Annotated in this window: 17 protein-coding genes; 11 read left to right on the top strand and 6 right to left on the bottom strand. The window is 46.7% G+C overall.

What is annotated here, in order from left to right; translation table 11 throughout:
• Positions 1–95: 95 nt before the first annotated feature.
• The gene (locus D104_RS33040) at positions 96–2009 is read right to left on the bottom strand and encodes an FAD-binding monooxygenase (RefSeq protein ID WP_024024953.1); all 1914 of its coding nucleotides are present in this window, start codon (positions 2007–2009) and stop codon (positions 96–98) included.
• A gap of 137 nt (positions 2010–2146) precedes the next feature.
• Here D104_RS33040 and D104_RS33035 point away from each other — a divergent pair, with 137 nt between their 5' ends.
• Complete coding sequence (locus D104_RS33035) at positions 2147–3070, top strand: LysR family transcriptional regulator (RefSeq protein ID WP_024024952.1); 924 nt, start codon at positions 2147–2149, stop codon at positions 3068–3070.
• Between the two features lie 49 nt (positions 3071–3119).
• Here the strand turns inward: D104_RS33035 and D104_RS33030 are convergent, their stop codons facing one another.
• A complete protein-coding gene (locus tag D104_RS33030; RefSeq protein ID WP_024024951.1) occupies positions 3120–3887 on the bottom strand; it encodes a M90 family metallopeptidase in 768 nt (255 codons plus the stop codon).
• Between the two features lie 288 nt (positions 3888–4175).
• Between D104_RS33030 and D104_RS33025 the strand changes: the two genes are divergently transcribed.
• The gene (locus tag D104_RS33025) at positions 4176–5792 is read left to right on the top strand and encodes a glucan biosynthesis protein G (protein WP_024024950.1); all 1617 of its coding nucleotides are present in this window, start codon (positions 4176–4178) and stop codon (positions 5790–5792) included.
• Positions 5793–5794: 2 nt separating this feature from the next.
• Entirely contained in the window at positions 5795–7948 is a 2154-nt protein-coding gene (gene mdoH, locus D104_RS33020; protein WP_024024949.1) for a glucans biosynthesis glucosyltransferase MdoH, read from the top strand.
• A 171-nt stretch (positions 7949–8119) separates the two neighbouring features.
• Here mdoH and D104_RS33015 read toward each other — a convergent pair whose 3' ends face one another.
• Positions 8120–8545 carry a VF530 family protein gene (locus tag D104_RS33015; protein ID WP_024024948.1) on the bottom strand — a complete coding sequence of 142 codons (426 nt, stop codon included), beginning with the start codon at positions 8543–8545 and terminating at the stop codon, positions 8120–8122.
• 175 nt (positions 8546–8720) lie between these two features.
• Here D104_RS33015 and D104_RS33010 point away from each other — a divergent pair, with 175 nt between their 5' ends.
• Positions 8721–10274: an NAD(P)H-hydrate dehydratase gene (locus D104_RS33010; protein WP_235075945.1), complete on the top strand. Its 1554-nt coding sequence runs from the start codon at positions 8721–8723 to the stop codon at positions 10272–10274.
• 90 nt (positions 10275–10364) lie between these two features.
• Here D104_RS33010 and fdhA read toward each other — a convergent pair whose 3' ends face one another.
• From fdhA to D104_RS32995, 3 genes are all read right to left on the bottom strand, one after another.
• Complete coding sequence (fdhA, locus tag D104_RS33005; RefSeq protein WP_024024946.1) at positions 10365–11558, bottom strand: formaldehyde dehydrogenase, glutathione-independent; 1194 nt, start codon at positions 11556–11558, stop codon at positions 10365–10367.
• Positions 11559–11708: 150 nt separating this feature from the next.
• Complete coding sequence (locus D104_RS33000) at positions 11709–13229, bottom strand: MFS transporter (RefSeq protein WP_024024945.1); 1521 nt, start codon at positions 13227–13229, stop codon at positions 11709–11711.
• 37 nt (positions 13230–13266) lie between these two features.
• Positions 13267–14481 (bottom strand): aspartate transaminase, encoded by a 1215-nt coding sequence (locus tag D104_RS32995; protein WP_024024944.1) that lies wholly within the window; start codon positions 14479–14481, stop codon positions 13267–13269.
• A 372-nt stretch (positions 14482–14853) separates the two neighbouring features.
• On the opposite strand from D104_RS32995, the gene nac reads away from it, so the two are divergent.
• The 7 genes from nac to D104_RS32960 all read left to right on the top strand — a co-directional run bounded on the left by nac (position 14854) and on the right by D104_RS32960 (position 20620).
• On the top strand, positions 14854–15786 hold the full coding sequence (gene nac / locus D104_RS32990; protein ID WP_024024943.1) for a nitrogen assimilation transcriptional regulator NAC: 933 nt from the start codon (positions 14854–14856) through the stop codon (positions 15784–15786).
• A gap of 114 nt (positions 15787–15900) precedes the next feature.
• Entirely contained in the window at positions 15901–16377 is a 477-nt protein-coding gene (gene accB / locus D104_RS32985; RefSeq protein ID WP_024024942.1) for an acetyl-CoA carboxylase biotin carboxyl carrier protein, read from the top strand.
• A 23-nt stretch (positions 16378–16400) separates the two neighbouring features.
• Positions 16401–17768 carry an acetyl-CoA carboxylase biotin carboxylase subunit gene (accC, locus tag D104_RS32980; RefSeq protein WP_024024941.1) on the top strand — a complete coding sequence of 456 codons (1368 nt, stop codon included), beginning with the start codon at positions 16401–16403 and terminating at the stop codon, positions 17766–17768.
• A complete protein-coding gene (gene pxpB / locus D104_RS32975; RefSeq protein WP_024024940.1) occupies positions 17765–18433 on the top strand; it encodes a 5-oxoprolinase subunit PxpB in 669 nt (222 codons plus the stop codon). Before accC ends, pxpB begins: the two co-directional genes overlap by 4 nt.
• The gene (locus tag D104_RS32970) at positions 18430–19395 is read left to right on the top strand and encodes a 5-oxoprolinase subunit C family protein (protein ID WP_024024939.1); all 966 of its coding nucleotides are present in this window, start codon (positions 18430–18432) and stop codon (positions 19393–19395) included. Before pxpB ends, D104_RS32970 begins: the two co-directional genes overlap by 4 nt.
• Positions 19392–19856, top strand: a complete 465-nt coding sequence (locus D104_RS32965; protein WP_024024938.1) for a hypothetical protein — start codon at positions 19392–19394, stop codon at positions 19854–19856. The genes D104_RS32970 and D104_RS32965 overlap by 4 nt, the downstream gene beginning before the upstream one ends.
• Positions 19853–20620 carry a LamB/YcsF family protein gene (locus D104_RS32960; RefSeq protein ID WP_024024937.1) on the top strand — a complete coding sequence of 256 codons (768 nt, stop codon included), beginning with the start codon at positions 19853–19855 and terminating at the stop codon, positions 20618–20620. The genes D104_RS32965 and D104_RS32960 overlap by 4 nt, the downstream gene beginning before the upstream one ends.
• The last annotated feature ends 162 nt before the right edge of the window (positions 20621–20782 follow it).

Here is a 20782-nt window from a genome sequence, read left to right as displayed (position 1 = left end):
GTACAAGCGCTTTTTATTGTTTGTATAGCAGACACCAAAAGGTTATTTATTCTTAAAAGTGTATTCACCGTTGGTGTCTGAGTTACATGCCTGCTTTAGCTTACTACAATTAATACTTTTTCAAAAAAGTCGACTATGCCTTGGTGATCATTGAGCGGCAACACCTCCGCGACGTATTGATCAGGTCGAACAATAAGGATGCCGCCTTGGTCTTTATTGATACCACGTTTTTCATAGAAACAGCCGTCTGCAGACAGTGCGCTGTAGACTTTTTCATAGTCTCGTAGCCCGTAGCGGCCTTTTGCAGGCTGCAAAAGCGAATGAACGTCGGTCATTTCCACCTCGCGATGAGAGACTTGAAAAACAGCTTGTAGATTGATGATCGCATCGATGTCTGCGTCTTTTGGCGTAAAGCGAGCGATGGGTGATGCCATGTCATTCTGCAAAAAGTCACATAGGGCGTTTACTTGGCAATCATCTCCCATAAAAGGGTGTTTTCCTGCAAAGGCGAGAATGTGCCAGCGACCATCGGCTTTCATGCTGTGACCAAGGTGGACGGGTTTGGCGTCGGCAAGGCGAGTGACTTTCGCGGAATGAAAACGCATGCCGATGGTTTGTCCGGTGGCGAGAAATTGGTGCTGACCAGATTTCACTAAGTCGGATTCAGGGTAATGAATGGCTGTGCCCGCAGTGAAACGACCAAATTGCACAAAATATTGTTGGAAAGCGGCCGGGTCGACACCGTCTGGATTGCTGATAGATTTGGGTTTGGCGCTGAACATCTTGGAAAATTCACGATCAAAATCGATGAGTTGCTGCGCCACGGTTTGTCGTTCAAAAGAATAGCTTTGCAGCAGTTCGGCGTTCGCTCTTCCGGTTAAAACGTGAGCCAATTTCCAGCCTAAATTCCAGGTGTCGTTCACCGAAGTGTTCAGCCCTTGTCCGGCTTTTGGGCTGTGAGTGTGGCACGCATCACCCGCGAGAAACACATGGGGCAATCGGCCTTCTTCGGCGTCATCAAAAGCGGTTGTTAAGCGCTGGCCGATTTCATAAACACTCCACCACGCCACTTCTTTCACGTCTATGGAGTAAGGCTGCATGATGCGGTTCGCCGCCGCGATTAAATAGTCGGTCGTGATTGACTGCTTCGTCAGCCGTTCATTGTCTTTGAGTTTGTCCAATTCGATGTACAAACGCACCATGTAACCGCCTTCACGCGGGATAATCAGCATGTTGCCTTCGTGAGTCGAATGAATGGCTGACTTCAGACGAATATCAGGAAAGTTGGTTGTCGCGAGTACATCCATGACCCCCCACGCTTGGTTGATCGAATCGCCGACCAATTCTCGGCCGATGGATTGTCGCACTGTACTGCGGGCGCCATCACAGCCGACCACGTATTTGGCTTCCACCGTTTCAATGACACCAAGGTGCTGGGAATCCAAACGTTCAAACGTCAGCGTCACTGGGTAGTCTGTTTTCTCTGGGCTTACTTCAAGATTCAGCAGCTTACGCGAATAATGTGGGACGATTTTTCCCGCGCCATGACGCATGACATCCAGAAACGCATCGTGAACGCGTGCTTGGTTAATGATGACGTGGGGCATTTCAGACAAATCGTCTTCTACGTCTTGAATGCGTCCACTACGTGCAATGTGTTGTGGTTGTTTTCCGTCGGGTTTCCAAAAAGCGGTTTCGTTAACCCAATAAGCTTCTTGTTTGATTTGGTCCGCAAAGTCGTAAGCTTCAAACATTTCCATGGTTCGACAAGCGATGCCATCGGCTTGGCCAACGAGTAAACGGTCGTCTTTTTGCTCGACAATACAGGTGGAAATAGAGGCGAATTTTGATAATTGCGCCGCAAGGTTTAACCCAGCGGGGCCGCAACCGACGATCATCACATCGACTTGGGTTGGCAAAGGATGCTTGAGCGGTGGCGCGATGACGCGGTCCGCTGGGTCGGTAATTCTTGGGTCGCCTGGGTGAAAGCCTTGATTATAAAACTGCATGGTTCATCCTCTTATTTTTGTTAGTGATGTCTGTCTGGTTTGAAAGCAATTTGCTGTCTGGAATAGAAATGACTTTAATGCATTCAAGGTATGAGTAAAAATAGATTTTTAATGGCAGACTAATAGAAAACGCATAGATGAATCCTAACGTATTGAAGCAATTGGCCATCGTCGTCAAACAAGGTTCCCTGAGTCGCGCCTGTGAGCAGTTGTTCATCACACAGCCGACATTAACGCGCAGCATTCAGCAACTGGAAATGAAGGTTGGCGCGCCCGTGTTGGTTCGTCATCGTTATGGTGTCGAAGCCACAGAAATTGGCGCTCGCTTAGCGCAAATTGGCGAACGAATTTTGGCGGAAACAGAGCAGGGGGAAGAAGTGATTCGCCAGTTCCACAGCGGTTATCACAATGAGTTTGTGATTGGCATTGATCCGCTTTGGGAGTTCGCCACGGTGGAACAAATGACGGCGTATTTTATGCAAGAAAAGCGCTACGTTTTTCATTTTAGAACGGGGTCGGCGGCGGCTCAGATTGCGCTATTGCAAAAAGGCGAACTGGACTTTCTCTTGGCGCCCGCGCATTTGTCGGTAAAACAAGGTTCATTGGATCGTCAATTGTTGTTCCGTGATCGATCTGGTGTGTTTGTCGGTAAAAAGTCCGCGCTTTTGGGAGCGGATAAACCGATTTCGAAAACCGTCCTAGAAAAACAAAATTGGATGGTGGCGGGCGCGAACGCGGGTTTCTTAGATCGCCCTAGTGAATTGATCGGCTTGAAAGCCGCCAGCATGGCGTTTACGGGCAGTATTCGTTCGGTTCTGCATCTATTAAACACCACCGATATGTTGGTTCGATTACCCGCGCGCATGACGTTAATGACGGGGGAAATCGACGTCGAACAAAGGATTCAGGTGGACGGTCAAAACGGGCCAAGACGAGACATTGCGCTTTGGTCAAAAATCGATAATTTGGAACGACTTGAATACATGAAAGTTCATGCATTTATTCATGATTTTATGCAGACACTGGATGAAACTGTGCCTACTTTTGACTTGGAATTATGATGGCTGGCCATGATAAAAAGGCGCAATGAAAAGCACACGTTGCATCAAACTAAGACGGATCTTGTCGGTAAAACTGACTGAGTAACCGATAAATCTGGGGCATTTCTCGCTTCATCATTTTAGGCGCTTCAAAAAAGGTTTCACTGCATACTGCGAAAAATTCGGCGGGATTGGTGAGCGCGTATTCATCCAGCGGAAGGTGTTTGTGATGTTGCCAGTCGTTTTCAAGGCGAAGAAAGGTGTCGGTGAAAACGTCATGCCATTCTCCGGGTTTCATATCAGGGTGAATGGGTGGCGCGCCATTGGCGCCATCACGCAACATGTCTAATTTATGGGCGAATTCATGGATGACCACGTTACTGGCTTTGCCATGACGCGCATGAGCGCCAGTTGCTAGTATGGATTCCCACGACAAGATCAACGGACCACGTTGCCATGCTTCCCCGCTTAAACCTCGGCCGCCAGCATGAACGACACCGTCTTCACTCTGATATGGGTGATCGGCGATGAAATCCCCTTCGTATAGAATAATGGTCTGACAATGGTCGTACCAATCTAAACCAAGGTGCAAAATAGGCACGCACGCCATGGTCGCAAGCTTTAGACACATGGCATTGGTAAATTCAAATTCTGCGCCTGGGGCGATCCCTTTTCGAGCAATAAAACGAAAACTCATGTCACGTAATGCATCGCGTTCAATGCCTTGAAAGCGTTCCATAACCGACCAATCGGCCACCGCCGATTCCCATTGTTCTACCGTGAACCCCATGCTCTTGATGCGTCGATTTTCTAGCCAGTTATCAAGTATTTTGAACATATTATCTATCTCGATTTAAAACGTAGATTTTATAGAGGTTGTGCGATATAAAGCGCGTAACACGGTATGTCATCGTATACGTTGAGGAGAAATGGCGATAGGGAGAGCAAAAATAAAGGCAGCGTTTCTTTAAAGACAATCTCTCCTTAATGTTTGTGAATTCCTCCAACTTTCCTGCCTTAATCTCATTTTTGATTGGCTTTATGATATACCATACGCGGCCACATTATGGCGCCATTCATATGATGACACTCAGCTGAGACTAATTGAGCTACAAGAGAATTCTTTTTGAAATTATTACCTATTTTCCGATTACACATTCGTTCACAGTCATTTTTATTGATCAAATTATCGGTATTGGCTTCCGTCTTGATGAGTTCCACGAGTCATGGTGCTGATGCCGATGTGGCAATTGACAATACCTCGCAAGAAACGCCACCAGTGGTAGAAGAAGCCGCACAGAATTTGACAGAGAAAGGGTATGTATTTTCCCATCAAACCGTAATAGACCTAGCGAAAACATTGGCTCAGTCACCAATGCAACCCGCTGAAAAAGCGCCGAAGGCGTTAATCGATATGGATTATTCCATGTATCGACAAATCAATTATCAGCAAAACCAAGCGGTTTGGGGAAACACCCCGACTAAATTTTCTGTGCAATTGTTTGCGCCCGGTTTTTTATTCAAAGATTTAGTGACCATTGATGTGGTCGAAAGTGGTCGAGCGTATCCGCTTAATGTCTCTGCCGACTCTTTTAAGACGCCAAACGCTGACATTGCCGAGCTGATCGCGAAAGTTGGGAAATACGCCGGATTGCGTTTGCATTACCCAATCAATCGAGCCGATCACAGTGATGAGTTTGTTGTTTTTCAAGGCGCGAGCTATTTCCGCGCTGTCTCGAAAGGTCAGACCTATGGCTTGTCAGCACGAGGTTTAGCTGTTGATGTGGCACAGCCAAAAGGCGAAGAGTTTCCTATGTTCAAGCAATTCTGGATTGAACGACCTTCTTCAAGCCAAGATGCCATTGTTGTTCATGCCTTGTTGGACAGTAAAAGCATCACGGGCGCGTATCGTTTTGGCATTTATCCGGGTAAACCAACTCGTATTGATGTTAAAGAAACACTGTTCCCCCGAGTCGATTTAAAACACGTTGGTATCGCGCCACTGACGTCCATGTTTATGCACAACCGTTCGCTGGATGCGTCTGACTTTCCTGATTATCGGCCAGCGGTTCATGATTCGGATGGTTTGCAAATACTGACGGGTCAGGACGAAATGATTTGGCGTCCTTTGAATAACCCAAAAACCTTACAAGTCAGTGCATTCAGCGACAATTATCCAAAAGGCTTCGGTTTGATTCAGCGTCATCGTAATTTTGAAGATTATCAGGATTTGGAAGCGAACTACCATACGCGTCCATCGGCTTGGATTAAACCATTGAATGATTGGGGGGAAGGGCATGTCGAGTTGGTCGAGATTCCTTCTGATTCAGAAACCAACGACAACATTGTCACGTTTTGGCAGCCAAAAGAGGGTCTGAAAAAAGACCAATCTTATACCTATCAATATTTGATGACGTGGTCGAATAACACACCAGTTTCGATGGATTTACCGCGTACTGTTCGCAGCGCTAAAGGGCTGAAGTTGTTTACCGATCGCCCTGAAGTGGTGATCGATTACAATAAAATGTCAGGCGTGAATGTGGATGACTTGACGGTCGATGCGAGTATTAGCAAAGGTAAAATACTGGAAACCTTGGCGGTGAAGAACCCACACAATAACGGTGTGCGTGTTTACGTGACGTTTGACCCACAAGACGCGAATTTGGCCGAATTAAGAGTGCAACTTAAACAAGGTGAAAGCTCGGTCGCGCCGACATGGTTGTACCGCTGGATAAAGGAATAATCATGTTAAGTGAAGACATTGTCGCAAAACGTGCGCTCCCCATCACGTCGCCCTTGGATATGCCAAGACATGCGGTGAATGAAGCCTCTCGCCCGAACAAAGCCAAATTAATCCCTAAAGATTTTGTCACATGGTTGGCGCGAGTGTTTGTTTTGGTCTGCACCGGCGGTTTGTCTTGGTATGGCGCTACAGAAATGTACAGCGTACTAAGCACCAATGCGATCGCAGGCTTACAGTGGCTGTTTCTGGTTTTATTCTGCATCAACTTCACGTGGATTTCGTTTGCTTTTTCACAAGCGACGCTTGGCTTGCTGTATCAGTTATGGCCATTTTCTGGCCGACGAAAAGAACGAGACGTCGAGGGCGTTACGGCGATCTTATTGCCCGTTTACAACGAAGACCCAGCGCGGATTCGAGCCAATATCCAAGCCATGCACGCAGACATCGTGAAGCAAGCGGCAGGCAAGTTCGCCTTTTTTATTCTGAGCGATACCAATAAAGCCGACGCTTGGATTGCCGAGGAGCAAGCTTTCCTTTCCTTGCTGAACGATGAGGCGAACGCGTGTCCTATTTTTTATCGTCGACGTTATGACAATGTCGAGCGCAAAGCCGGAAACATAGCCGAATGGGTAACGAACTTTGGTGGTGATTACGAGTGCATGATTGTGCTGGATGCCGACAGCCTAATGGGCGCAGAGTGTTTGGTGTCACTGACGCGTCGAATGAGCGCCGATTCAAGCCTTGGCTTGATCCAAACGTTACCGACCATTATCCGTGCAGATACCTTGTACAGTCGCATTCAGCAATTTGCGAATCATTGTTTTGGTCCTATTTATGCGTCTGGATTGGCGGCGTGGCATGGGAGCGCTTCCAACTTCTGGGGGCACAACGCCATTATTCGTACCAAGGCTTTTGCACAAGCCTGTGGTTTGCCAGTATTAGAGGGCAAAGCGCCGTTCGGTGGCCATGTCATGAGCCATGACTTTATGGAAGCCGCGTTACTGCGTCGTGCCGGTTGGGGAGTGCGCTTTGATACGGATTTAAAAGCGTCATATGAAGAAGCGCCACCGTCGCTGGTGGATGTAATTGTCCGAGATCGTCGTTGGTGTCAGGGAAACCTACAGCATAAAGCGTTCGTATTTGCCAAAGGTTTTCACTTTGCGACGCGTCTGCATTTGTTTTCCGGCATCATGTCGTATTTGAGTGCGGTCTTCTGGTTGATGCTGATTGTGGTGGGTTTTGCTTTGGCGGTTCAGGCGTATTTTGTTCGTCCTGAGTATTTTTCTAACCCGTCGTTGTTTCCGACATGGCCGGTGTTTGATTTTGAAAAAGCGCGAGCCTTGTTTATTTTATCCATGATACTTGTGTTGGCACCGAAAGCGTATGGTTGGCTCGCGGCAATGTTGAACATTCGTCGTTGCATGCAATTTGGCGGCCCGATTTTGCTTACGTTGAGCATTTTGATGGAAACCTTGCTGTCGGCTTTGTACGCGCCCATTTTGATGTTGTCACAGTTTCAAGTGGTGTACAGCGTTTTTAAAGGCGCCGACAGCGGCTGGAAACCTCAGTCCCGTGACGATGGTGCAACACCATGGAAAGTGGCAGCACGAGCGCATTTTAGCCACACGGTGTTTGGTGTCGCTCTTGCGGGCGGCGCGCTCTTTCTAAGTCCACAATTATTTTACTGGTCATTGCCCATTAGCTTTGGTTTGGTCTTGTCTATTCCGCTGTCTTGGCTGAGTGGCGGCACAAAGCGCGGCAACGTGATTCATCATTTTGGCCTTTTACGTGCGCCAGAAGAAAAGCGTCCACATGAGATTGTGGCCTTGCAACATCGTTACAGTACGGACACGAATCAACCTCGCTTTGATGCCGCGTTGCCCTCTTTAATTCGGTTAATCGCGGATCCCGCTTTGTTTTATTGGCACCTTGCTCAAATGCCAGAGCCTCAGTCGGATAAAGAATTTTGTCGGGCGTGGATCTGTGCTGAATGGCAAATTCTAAACAGTGAGAGCATAGAGGGATTACTGAGTCATCTTCGTGAAGACGAATGCATTGCGATTTTGCAGCATCGAACACTCATGGTGGCCATGCAGAAATATTTACCGGAAGATGAGCGGGTGAATACAGAATCCGAGGCTTTCGCGTTGGTTTAGATTGCTCTTGTATTGGGCTTGAATTGTATAGAGTTTGAATTGAATAGAGCTTGAATTGAATAGAGCTTGAATTGAATAAAGCTTGAATTGAATAGAGCTTGATTGTGGCGCAATAAGAAACGGTTACATGCTTCTTGTTGCGCCCACGAATTTCGTTTCAGTCAGACATCGCTACCTTCTGGAATAGCCGTCAGATTTTCCGTTGCCATATCTTTTCGTCTTACCATGTTCCGCGGCTTTCTGGGCCTGCTTTTCTCGCACGCGTTCAGCGTCTTCGAAACTTAGCTCTACTGGTTCGCGGGGTGTTTGACCTTCAGGAACAATCCGCTTTCTGGGAGGCAGTTCAAACTGCTCAGAGGAAACGCGCGGCAGGTTCTTAAATTTATACAGATAGAAAACCTCCACTTTTTCCCGAGCCCACTCCGTTTTCTTAAGAAATTTCACACTGGATTCAATGCTCGGATTCGTCTTGAAACAGTTGATGTTTAAGTAGGCGTAGAGAAGCTCAAAACCGTAATGATCAACTATCTGGGTGAGTAGCTCTTGTAAGCCCAGACCGTGTAGGGGATTGTTTGTGTAGTTGATCTCGTCGTTCATAAAAATGTCCGGTAAATAAGTCGAAAAGTTGAAAAGGTCTCTGAATGCGTCATCATACCTGTGATGTATTTAAAGTAAACGAGATCTCACCGTACAGCGGTTAACATCGGTTGTTTCTAATGACGGCATTCCTTATAAAGTAGAGAGATAAAGCCAAAAAAACAAAGGTAGGAAGATGATGGAGCACATTCGGAAGCAATATCCCCCATTTCTTTTGACGGCAAACGAAATGGGCAAAGCGGATCAAGCCGCAGTGGTTGCAGGTGTACCGGCGATGGATTTGATGGCGGCGGCGGGCAAAGCAGTCGCTGATGCGGTGGTGGAACGCTGGTCAGAACGACCTACCTTGGTGTTGTGCGGTCCGGGCAATAATGGCGGCGATGGTTTTGTCGTCGCTCAGCATTTGCGTTCAATGGATTGGCCAGTTCGTCTCGCTTTTTTAGGTTCTGTTGATGGGCTATCAACAGAGGCGGCGCATTTTTATCGGGCTTGGCAGGGCGACATTGAACCCTTTTCAACAGACTTACTCGATCAAACAAAATTGGTCATCGATGCCATGTTCGGCGCTGGTTTGGCTCGTCCTTTGGAAGGCAACGCTCGCGACATGGTGGACGCCATGATTACTCGCAATATCACTGTGTGTGCCATTGATGTGCCGAGTGGTGTCGATGGCACAACGGGCGCAGCACTAGGAAAAGTGGCGCCAGCGGAATTGACCGTGACGTTCTTTCGTAAAAAACCGGGGCATTTATTATTCCCCGGTCGAGGCTTGTGCGGTCACTTGGTCGTTGCAGACATCGGTATTCCAGAGTCGGTGCTGGACGAGTTAACACTTCAAACATGGGAAAACCGTCCTGAACTTTGGTGTCAATATTATCCTTGGCCGCGACTGGATGGACACAAATATCATCGTGGGCATGCCGTGGTATACGGTGGCGAAACGATGACAGGCGCGAGCCGATTAACCGCCCGTGGTGCAATGCGGGTCGGTGCAGGATTGGTTACTTTGGCGGCTCCTATTAAGGCTTGGGCTGTGTATGCTACGGCATTGACTGGCGTGATGGTGGCGAAGTTAGAAGTTAGCCAAGAGTCAGAAGATTTTGACGTGTTGTTATTAGACCCTCGTCACAATGCCATTGTAGTGGGGCCAGGCGCGGGTTTGGCAGGTTTTGAACGTATTCGCACCCGTAAGATTGTTCTTAAAGCACTGGCAACCGGTCGAGCAACGGTATTGGATGCGGATGCGCTCAGCGCGTTTTCGGACGACCCTCAAATACTTTTTGATGCGATTAATGGGCCTTGTGTGATGACGCCTCACGATGGCGAGTTTGCGCGTCTGTTTCCAGAGATTAATAAAAGCCCAGAAATCAATAAAAGCCACCTTGATGACAAATTAACGCGTGCTCGGCTCGCTGCCAAACAAAGTGGTGCTGTTGTGGTGCTAAAAGGCGCGGATACCGTGATTGCGTCTCCCGATGGCCGAGCCATCATCAATTCAAATGCCCCAGCGGATTTGGCAACCGGTGGTTCGGGTGATGTGTTGGCAGGGTTTATTGTCGGTCTGCTCGCGCAAGGTATGGCACCATTTGATGCGGCATCAGCCGCTGTTTGGATGCATGGTGAAGTGGGAAATGAGATTGGTTCGGGTCTGATTGCCGAAGATTTGCCAGATCATCTACCTAAGGTGTTGTCGGCATTTAAGGCGCAATATTTTTCATCACATCAGTAAAATAAATAAAAGACCTTGTCTTGCTAACGGAATTTTAAGCGTTCGCGGGGCAAGGTCTTTTTTTGTCTAGTTATTCAGCTTTTTGATTTATCAACTCACCATTTTGTGTGGATCGATAACGAACTTCTTCGCCGCGCCGCCATCGAAATCTGCATAACCTTGTGGCGCTTCATCCAATGAAATCATCTGTACGTTGACCGCTTTGGCGATGTCGATTTTATCAAACAAAATGGCTTGCATGAGTTGTCTGTGGTATTTCATCACTGGACATTGGCCGGTGTGAAGCGAGTGTGATTTCGCCCAACCAAGGCCAAAGCGCATGCTTAGGCTGCCTTGTTTTGCTGCCTCATCGGTTGCACCAGGATCTTCAGTTACATACAAACCAGGAATACCAATTTGTCCGCCCGCTCGTGTCATTTGCATGGCTGAGTTTAAAACCACTGCAGGGGATTCTTGATGATGATTGCAGCCGCATGCATGGGCTTCAAAACCTACGCAATCCACAAACGCATCGACTTCTCGATCGCCCAAAATGGCTTCGATTTTGTCTTGAATGTCACCGTCTTGTGTTAAATCGATGGTTTCGCAGCCGAAAGAGCGTGCTTGATCAAGTCGATCTTGGACCATATCGCCAACGATGACACAGGCGGCGCCAAGCAAATGCGCAGACGCCGCGGCGGCCAAACCAACAGGGCCAGCGCCCGCGATGTAAACGGTAGAACCCGGCCCAACGCCCGCGGTTACGCAGCCGTGGAAACCGGTGGGGAAAATATCAGACAGCAGCGTGAGGCTTTGGATTTTTTCACGGGCTTGGTCGGCGTCGGGGAATTTCAATAAGTTAAAATCAGCGTAAGGCACCATAACGTAATCGGCTTGTCCGCCAACCCAACCGCCCATGTCCACGTAGCCATACGCCGCGCCGGGACGAGCAGGGTTTACGTTTAAACAAATGCCGGTTTTGCCTTCTTTACAATTACGGCAACGGCCGCAAGCAATGTTAAAAGGCACAGACACCAAATCGCCAACCTTAATAAATTCCACATCGCGGCCGCATTCAATGACTTCGCCCGTGATTTCATGACCGAGCACCAAGCCGCTTGGAGCTGTCGTTCGACCACGCACCATGTGTTGATCACTGCCACAAATATTTGTTGTGACAACTTTCAGAATAACGCCGTGGTCGCATCGGCGTTTGCCAATGGCCAACTCAGGAAAGGCAATGGCTTCGACTTTTACCGTGCCATTGCCTTGGTAAATAACACCGCGATTTGCATGATTACTCATAACGACATCCTTTTTATTGCAATTGTTGTTTTTGTTATTGCGTCTGACTGGTTATTTTGTCACCAGTAATAAAAAGGATAAGTCTTGGTACGACAGAAATAGGGGCTGAAAACGACTTATATGAATAAATTATTTAAGTTCTGAAAAGTGTTATTTTTTAAACAAAGGTATTGGAGGAATTCTCCAAAGGATGAATAGAGCGATCAGGCAGATACCAGCAGAAGCCAAAAGCCCTAAACTCAAGGTGTCTAATAAAACCTGTTGTGCCAGACCTATTGGTAATTCATTTGACGCTGAGTGACTTGTTTGTATCAGAATATTTGGGTTGCTTAACTCAGTGATATATTGCTGTTGATCTACATTTATTAGCGTTTTTTCTAAGTTCTGCTTATAGAGAAAATTAATAAATGATCCAGTGACTGCTGTGCCCAACATACCACCAACCAAGCGAAGAGATTGCAGCAGGGCTGTCGCAATGCCTAAGTGGTTTTTTGTGACGGAATTCTGGGTAAACAGCGTCAAATTAATGAGAATGAACCCCAACCCGCAGCCAGACAGCAGCATAAAAAACAACAGTAGGTAAAAGTGGGTATGTAGCGTACTACAAGCTAGGCAAAAACACGCGATGGCCAGCAGTAGGAAACCGCACCTCGGCAACCAGTTTGGGTTATCTAAGTGTCTGATTACCTTACTGTTTATAATCGCGCCCAAGGTAATGCTGAGTACCATGGGAGTAATTAGAATGCCAGCTTGTTGCGAAGAAAACCCTAGCGCCCCTTGGAACATAAGTGGTGTGTAATAGAGCAGAGAAAACATCACAGAGCCCGCTAGAGTAGAAAGCAAAAAGAACGTTCTGACGGTACCGGCAACAAACAGGGCTGGTGGTAGCAGAGGGTGCTTGATTTTTCGCTCTCGGTAAATCAAGAAGACAATGGCACCCATTAGTATAGAGGCCAACCAAATTACCCATGAACTCAAGCCGTCTTTTGGAAATTGCTCAACAAAGAGTTGAAAAGAAGACAGTGCCAAGGCGATAAGCAGTGCGCCGATCCAATCTAGTGAGACATCATTCGATTGCGTATGTCGAACCCAAGGAATGTATTTCCAAGCACAGAAGACTGCTAAACAACCAAGTGGCAAATTTAAGTAGAAGATGGAACGCCAACCAAAAGCGTCGGTTAAAAAACCACCCAAAGGGGCGCCCAATGCATTCACAATACTGAAGGCGGTACTCAGAAAAATCTGCCATTTCAAGCGTTCTTTGTTATCAGGGAATAAGTCAGGAATGCTGGCAAACGCTGTCCCAATTAACATGCCGCCACCCAGCCCTTGCAGTGCTCTACCAATAATTAAGACATAGATGTTCGAGGCGAGAGCACAGCCTAAAGAAGCAAGGGTGAAAATGGCACAAGCCGCGACAATGAATGGCTTGCGGCCATAATAATCCCCCAACCGTCCAAAAATGGGAATGGTGACGATCGACATTAAAAGGTAGCCAGTGGCAATCCAAGCATAAAGATTAAAACCACCCAAATCAGCGACAATGCTGGGTAACGCATTGCCGATGACCGTCTGGTCTAGTGCGGACAGCATCAGACCAGCTGAAATGCCGATCATGGCAAGGATGGCTTGTTTGGTGGTTAACCCTTGTGGGTTTTGGACAGGGTCCATATTGATTGATGTCTCTTAATGATCGATTGAAGAAAAGTTAGCCCTGTTTTAATTTTGCTAGTGCGGTCGTAATACGTTCACAGGCGGTATGTAATTGTGTTTGTGACGTCGCAATCGACATGCGGAAGTAAGGCGACAAACCATACGCGCTGCCAGCAACCACGGCGACATTGGCTTTTTCCAATAGATAAAGTACAAGGTCGTTGTCTGTTTCAAGGACAGTGCCGTCTTCCGTTTGCATGCCAATCAATTTTTCACAGCCAACATAAAGATAAAAAGCGCCGTCTGGTGGCGAGCAATGTAGACCGTCAATGTTGTTGATGAGAGCGAGGGTGTCGTTACGACGCTGTTGATAAACTGCTTGGCTCGTTTTGACGAAAGATTGGTCTCCGTTATAGGCTTCAATCGCCGCGGCTTGGCTGACTGAACAAGCATTACCAGCGGATTGGGACTGTAATTTTTGGAAGGCATCAATAAGATAAAACGGACCCACTGCAAAACCAATTCGCCACCCCGTCATGGCATAGGTTTTAGAGACGCCATTAATCAGTACAGTTTGATCTTTCAATTGAGGAGCGGCATTTAGCAAATGGACGTTTTCCTGATTGTCGTAACGGATATGCTCGTAAATGTCATCGGTCATAATCAATACATCAGGGTAATCGGCTAACACCTCAGCTAAGGCAACATAGTCGTCATGGTGGTAACTTGCTCCTGTTGGATTGCTAGGAGAATTGATGATTAACCAGCGGGTTTTATCGGTAAGAACAGAGCGCAATCGCTCAGCGGTTAATTTGAACCCCTCTGCTTCAGAACATTGTGCAATCACTGGTGTGCCTTCACAAGCAATCACCATATCAGGATAGGAAACCCAGTAAGGTGCTGGTATAACCACTTCGTCACCGGCTTCAATGGTGGCTAAAAAGGCGGTGAAAATAGCGGCTTTAGCTCCATTGGTGACAACGATTTCGTTCTCGTTATAGTGCAAATTGTTTTCGCGCTCTAGCTTCGATTTAATGGCTTGGCGCATGGCTTGGCTGCCGCTGTTGGCGGTGTAGCGTGTTTCGCCTCGTTGAATGGCTTCCCAAGCGGCTTTACCAACATTAGATGGCGTATCGAAGTCGGGTTCCCCAACCACGAGACTGATAATGTCTCGACCCTGTTGGCGAAGTTCATTGGCTCGATCTGCCGCGCTGCTGCTAGGGGATGGTTTTATGTTAGCTACGCGAGAGGCAATTCTTTGTGTTTGCATGAAGGGTCACCATTATAAATTGGTACTGAGTTAAAGAGACATTAAGTAAATAGTGTCAAAGTAGAGCTAGCCTAACGGTGATCAGAAAAGAAGAACAAAACGACTTTGTTCTGGTTATATAAGCAAGCCTTATGCGTTGTGTGAATGATGATTGTAAAATCAATTTACTGGTGTGTTTTGTCCCTTTTCAGTGCATTTTTTCTTATTTTTGTAAGTTGCTATCACTTTTTCTTATGTTGGTTGTTACGTAAAAGGCTGCATGAATCCTGTGGTTTTGTAGCGTTGTGTGAGATTTTAGATTTAATTTTGGTGCTTTGGTACGAATTGTGCGTATTGGTGGTGATGTGTCATAACAAACGATAGGTCAAACCAATGAATCTGACTCGATTAAAATACTTTGTAAAAATTGTCGATATCGGCAGTCTGACTCAAGCCGCTGAAGTGCTCTTTATCGCTCAACCAGCGTTAAGCCAGCAATTGGCCACGTTAGAAGGTGAATTAAAACAGCAACTGTTGATTCGCACGAAACGAGGCGTGACACCGACGGAAGCGGGCAAAATCTTGTATGCCCATGCTCAGGTGATTTTGCGTCAATGCGAGCAAGCTATGGGCGATGTGTTGGCCTCTAGCAAAGCTTTGACCGGTAATGTGTCTGTTGGCCTTGCACCGGGTACCGCTGCCTCAACTTTGTCTTGGCCCTTGTTAAAACGTGTAAGAGAAAAGCATCCCGGCATTATTTTGTATCTTAATGAAAATTTCGGCACCACCTTGAGTGAGCTGATCATGAGCGGTCGTATGGATATGGGGGTTTTATACGGTGATAAGGTGATTCATGGATTGAGTTTTGTGCCTTTAGTTAAAGAGCCCTTGTATCTAGTGAGTTCTCCTAACCGAGATTTACCTCACTCCGACGTGCCTTTAAAAGAGGTAGCGCAATGGAATTTATTAATGCCAAGAAAGTACAACGTGGTGCGTAAATTGGTGGATCAGGCGTGCCTCAGTATTGGTGTGACCCCTAATATTATTGCCGAGATTGAATCCACCACCACATTGACGGCGGCGATCGAAAATGATCTTGGGGTAACGATTTTACCTGAGTCGGCCGCGATTGCTTTGTCGGATCAAACAGAGGCGAAATTGTGTCGAATTATATCACCAATAGTCGAAGCGCCACTGGCGTTGTGTCTTTCTGATCATTTGCCTCTTTCTATTCCTGCACAAGCGGTAAAAGATATTTTATTGGAATTAGTTGGCGAGTTGTTAGCGGGGGACGTGTTAACCGATAAAACGGCGCTTGCTTCGTAACCATAAGAGTCTCTTATCTCACCAATCAAAAACCCTCTTAGTCATCGTCAAATTAGGTGTTTAGAGTAGTTGCTAACGCATTTAGACAATGTTTTAGCGACTGGAAGCACGCCTATGGATTCTCAAAAAATTACGTCATTAGTAGAGCTTATGAGCTCATCGGGATTGTCAGAACTGACTTACCAAGAGGGTGAGGTCAGTTTGACATTGCATCGCAGTAAACAAAATACCGCTGGGGTGACCTCTTCAAGCAATTTCTCTTTGCCATCGGACACGGTTAGTGAACCGACTGACGTATCCGAGTCTGACCATCATCTACCTCAAGCTGAAATCGTTTTATCAACTCATGACAATAGCGATGTATCAGTGCAATCACCGCTTTATGGTGTGGTGTATTTGTCACCATCAGAAGATGAAAAAGCTTATGTATCGGTCGGTGATTCTGTTATCGAAGGTCAAACTTTGTGTTTGTTAGAAGCGATGAAGATGTTTCACCCTATTGAAGCGGAAGCGTCCGGTACCGTGCGAGAGATTCGTGTGGCATCAGGTGATGAAGTGGAATCCGGTCAAGTGCTATTTGTGATTGGTTAGGTCGATATTTTTAAGGGGGTTATATGTTTAACAAAGTGCTAATAGCGAACCGAGGCGAGATTGCGTTAAGGGTTTTGCGGGCTTGTAAGGCGCTCGATCTAGCCACGGTGGTTGTGTATTCAACGGCCGATAAAGACGCCAGTTACGTGGCGTTGGCAGATGAAGCTTATTGTATTGGTCCTGCGAATTCGACCAAGAGTTACATGAATCAAGCGGCTTTATTGGGTGTTGCCAAGGTTTCTGGCGCGCAAGCAATTCATCCTGGTTATGGTTTTTTGTCCGAAAATGCAGGGTTCGCAGAAAAAGTGATGCAAGCCGGACTGATTTTTATTGGTCCTTCGCCAGAAAATATCCGTGTTATGGGTGACAAAATTGCCGCACGTAATGCCATGTTGGCGAGCAACGTTCCCTGTGTACCCGGTTCAAAAGGTGCACTAGGCTCAGACGAATCGAGTTTACAGACAATCGCAGAAAACATCGGCTTTCCTGTCATTATAAAAGCCTCCGCAGGTGGTGGTGGCCGTGGTATGCGAATCGTTCATGACTCTAGTGAATTGCTGTCAGCGGTGAAGCTCACACAAGAAGAAGCCCGTAAAACCTTCGGTAATCCGGAAGTGTATCTGGAAAAGTTCTTACAACACCCAAGGCACATCGAAATTCAGGTAGTGAGTGATTCTCATGGCAACGCCATTTGGCTTGGAAGTCGTGATTGTTCATTACAGCGTCGTCATCAAAAGGTGTTAGAAGAAGCGCCTGCTCCGAATGTAGACAGTGAACTGTTAGCAAGAGTAGGTGACCGATGTGCACAGGCTTGTATGGCAATCGGTTATCAAGGTGCGGGAACCTTTGAATTTCTTTATGAAGATGACGAGTTCTATTTCATCGAAATGAATACCCGTATACAGGTTGAACATCCGGTGACGGAAATGACCACAGGACTAGACATTGTCCAATTACAAATTCAAATCGCTCAAGGTGAAAAACTGCCATTAGAGCAAGCCGATGTTGAATGCAAAGGTCACTCGCTGGAGTGTCGAATCAACGCCGAAGATCCCGATTCCTTTGTGCCAACACCTGGCAAGATTACGGGTTGGGAGGCGCCGGGTGGTTTGGGTGTGCGGGTTGATACACACATTCATAGCGGTGCAGTGATTTCACCTTATTACGATTCTATGGTGGCGAAAATCATTACCCATGGCAAAGACCGTGACGAGGCGTTTGCCAAAATGCGCTTAGCATTAAGAGAAACACACTTAAGTGGCATTCTATCCAATATTCCGTTGCACCAAACATTGTTGGATGACCCTTCGATACGGTCGAGTAGTGTGGATATCCATTATTTAGAAAAACTTTTGAGCCCATCGGGTGATGCCAAGGAGGTCACATCATGATTGCCAATGAAGAACAGCCTTTCATTAGCTTGTTAGGAACGTCTGGCATTTTGCTGCAAGCCCCTGCGCCATTGCAGCTTGAAACCCAGCAAAAAATCTGGGGGTTAGCGGAGCAAGTCGAAAGTTGGCCGAATGTATTAGAAGCGATTCCCGGTATGAACAACATCATGATTACCTATCTTGAATTGCCAGAGGACATTGAACCGATAAAAGCCAAATTGCTTGACGCTTGGCGTCATGTGGAAGGCATTCAAAAAGATGGCAAGGTAATTGATTTGCCGGTGATTTATGGCGGAACTGAGTGTGGGCCACACATGCAAGATGTGGTGACGCATACCGGTTTATCGATAGAAGAAATTGTGCGTCGTCATACCGCTCCGTTATACCCAGTTTATGCGTTAGGGAGTCACCCCGGCTTTTGTTATCTCGGTGGGATGGACTCAACCTTGGCCACGCCAAGAAGGCAAGTACCGATTACTGATCTTCCTGGTGGGGCTGTGTCTATCGGTGGTGTACAGACCGGGGTTTCCGCGTCACAAGGGCCAAGTGGTTGGAACACCATAGGTCGTACCAAAATGCAGTTTTTTGATGTCAATAAAATGCCGCCTGCTTTATGCCGTCCTGGTGACTATATCCGTTTTTGTGTCGAGGAGATCATTCAATGATTGAAATTATGTCTTCTGCCGCACTCTGTACTGTGCAAGATTTTGGGCGCTTAACGTCGCGCCAGTATGGCGTGGGTACGGCTGGTGCGATGGATCAGCTTTCCTTAGCCGCCGCTAATATCATGTTGGGGAATCCTGAAAATTCAGCGAGCATTGAAATTCCTATTTTTCCTTTTAAAGTGCGTTTTACGCAGGACTGCGACTTTTCCGTTACAGGAACAGAAGGAGAGGTTTCTCTAGATAACAGTAGGTTACCGACTTGGTGGGCGTACTCTGCTAAGGCCGGACAAGTGCTCACCATTCATCAACCAAAAAAAGGGTGTCGAGCCTATTTGGCATTAGGTGGCGGGATTGATGTACCTATTGTTTTAGGTTCCAGAAGCACGCAGTTACGTGGTGAATTTGGTGGATTGGAAGGGCGTATGTTGCAAAAAGGTGATTGCTTACCCGCCATCCAAGCAACGGATAATCGCCCATTAGATTTTGGTATGACATCTCCGTTATCCGCGCTGGCTTTTGAACAGGAAAATACCATCGAGCTGCGTGTTGTTACTGCAGCAGAATACGACGAATACGCTACGGAAGCGAAAGAACTCTTTTGGAACAATCGTTGGAAGGTTACGCCGCAGAGCAACCGCTATGGCTATCGTCTTCACGGCACGGAAATTCGTCCTGAGAAGCCGATTGAAACCCTTTCTCACGGTATCGTTCCGGGGGTGATTCAGATTCCGCCGGGAGGCCAGCCTATTATTCAGCTGCGTGATGCTCAACCTTCAGGCGGCTATCCGAAGTTTGGCACGGTAATTGAAGCTGATCTTTGGCGAATAGGGCAAGCAGCGATAGGGAAACATATTGTTTTTAAAGAGGTTTCGCTTAAAGACGCGGCGGCAGCCATGCAACAAAACAAACGATATCTTGATGATGTTAAGCAGATGATTTCACTACAGGAGGCATTCGTATGATGGATAAAAATACCTCGGAACTTGATGTCGAATTCATCACAACCTTGAGTTCATTATTAAACCGCTCTGATCTGACTGAGTTGCGGCTAGAGAATGGTTTAACGTCCATTCATTTAAAACGTGATCAGAACGAACGTATGGCTGCAGAAAAAACACTGCCAGCCGAGTTGCAAATGTCCGTTTTTGAGCAAGATAACCTCCTTAAATCCCAACGTGCTAAAGAGACCATCGTGTCGCCAACCGTTGGGATACTGCACTTTTTTAATAGCGAGTTAGGCTTCCCCAGACAAGTTGAAGCAGAAGAATTATTGGCCACGATTCATGTTGGTTTACTGCAGTTACCGGTACGTGCGGTTAATAAATCGGTCATTGAATTGGCAGAAATCCAAGACGGTCAAGTTGTGGAATACGGCACGGAACTTTTTCAATACGACTCTCAAAATTTAGGTTTTATGTTATGAAAATTGATTTAAATGCAGACCTAGGGGAGGGCTTTGGCTCTTATACCATGGGCGATGACGCGGCACTTATCCCCATTTTGTCATCCGCTAATCTGGCTTGTGGGTTCCATGCTGGAGATCCATTAATCATGCGTAATACTGTCAGATCAACAAAAGTATCTGGCGTAGATTTAGGTGCACATGTTGGGTTTGATGATGTTCAGGGTTTTGGTCGCAATAAAATAGCATTGCCGCTTGAGGTATTAGAGAGTCTGGTGATTTACCAGCTTGGCGCACTCGCGGGTTTTGCTCGGACGGAGGGTCATAAGCTGACGCATATGAGTTTTCATGGTGCGTTGGGAAATCAAGTCGCCTCCGATCATGAACTGGCCGATGCGCTTCTTAAAATCGTCGCAAAATTTGATTCTGAGTTGATTATTAGTTCTTCCTCTAGTGTGGCAATGGAGCGTGCCGCTCAGCGTCATAACCTTAGAATTGAAACTACTTTTTTAGCGGATCGAGCTTATGAGGCATCGGGCTTATTAGTGCCAAGGAGCAAGCCGAACTCGGTTATTAAGGATGAAAAACAGGTCCTGCAACGAATTGATCAGCTACTCAACGACGGTACAGTCACTTGCTATGACGGTGAAATAGTCGTCATGCCAGCACGATCTATTTTGGTGCATGGTGATACGGATGGTGCCGTCAATTTAGCCGGAAAAATACGCCATTATATTGAAGAAAATGGTGGGGTGATTACGCCATTATCGAAATTAGGAATTTGATTTATAAGGTGTTTTTTAAACATAAGGCAACCTTATTGCTAGACACGCAATTCATCTTATCCATTTTTTTGAATTACCTATAAATTGAATTTAACAAGAGCGGATTATGGGCTATTCATCCTAAATCAGCCAACTCATACTTTATTTTAAAAGGAACATTTC

Source organism: Marinomonas profundimaris (genome assembly GCF_000508165.1).
Taxonomy (GTDB): domain Bacteria; phylum Pseudomonadota; class Gammaproteobacteria; order Pseudomonadales; family Marinomonadaceae; genus Marinomonas; species Marinomonas profundimaris.
Note: the sequence above shows the minus strand (reverse complement) of the source record. Positions and strands in the feature narration are given on the sequence as shown.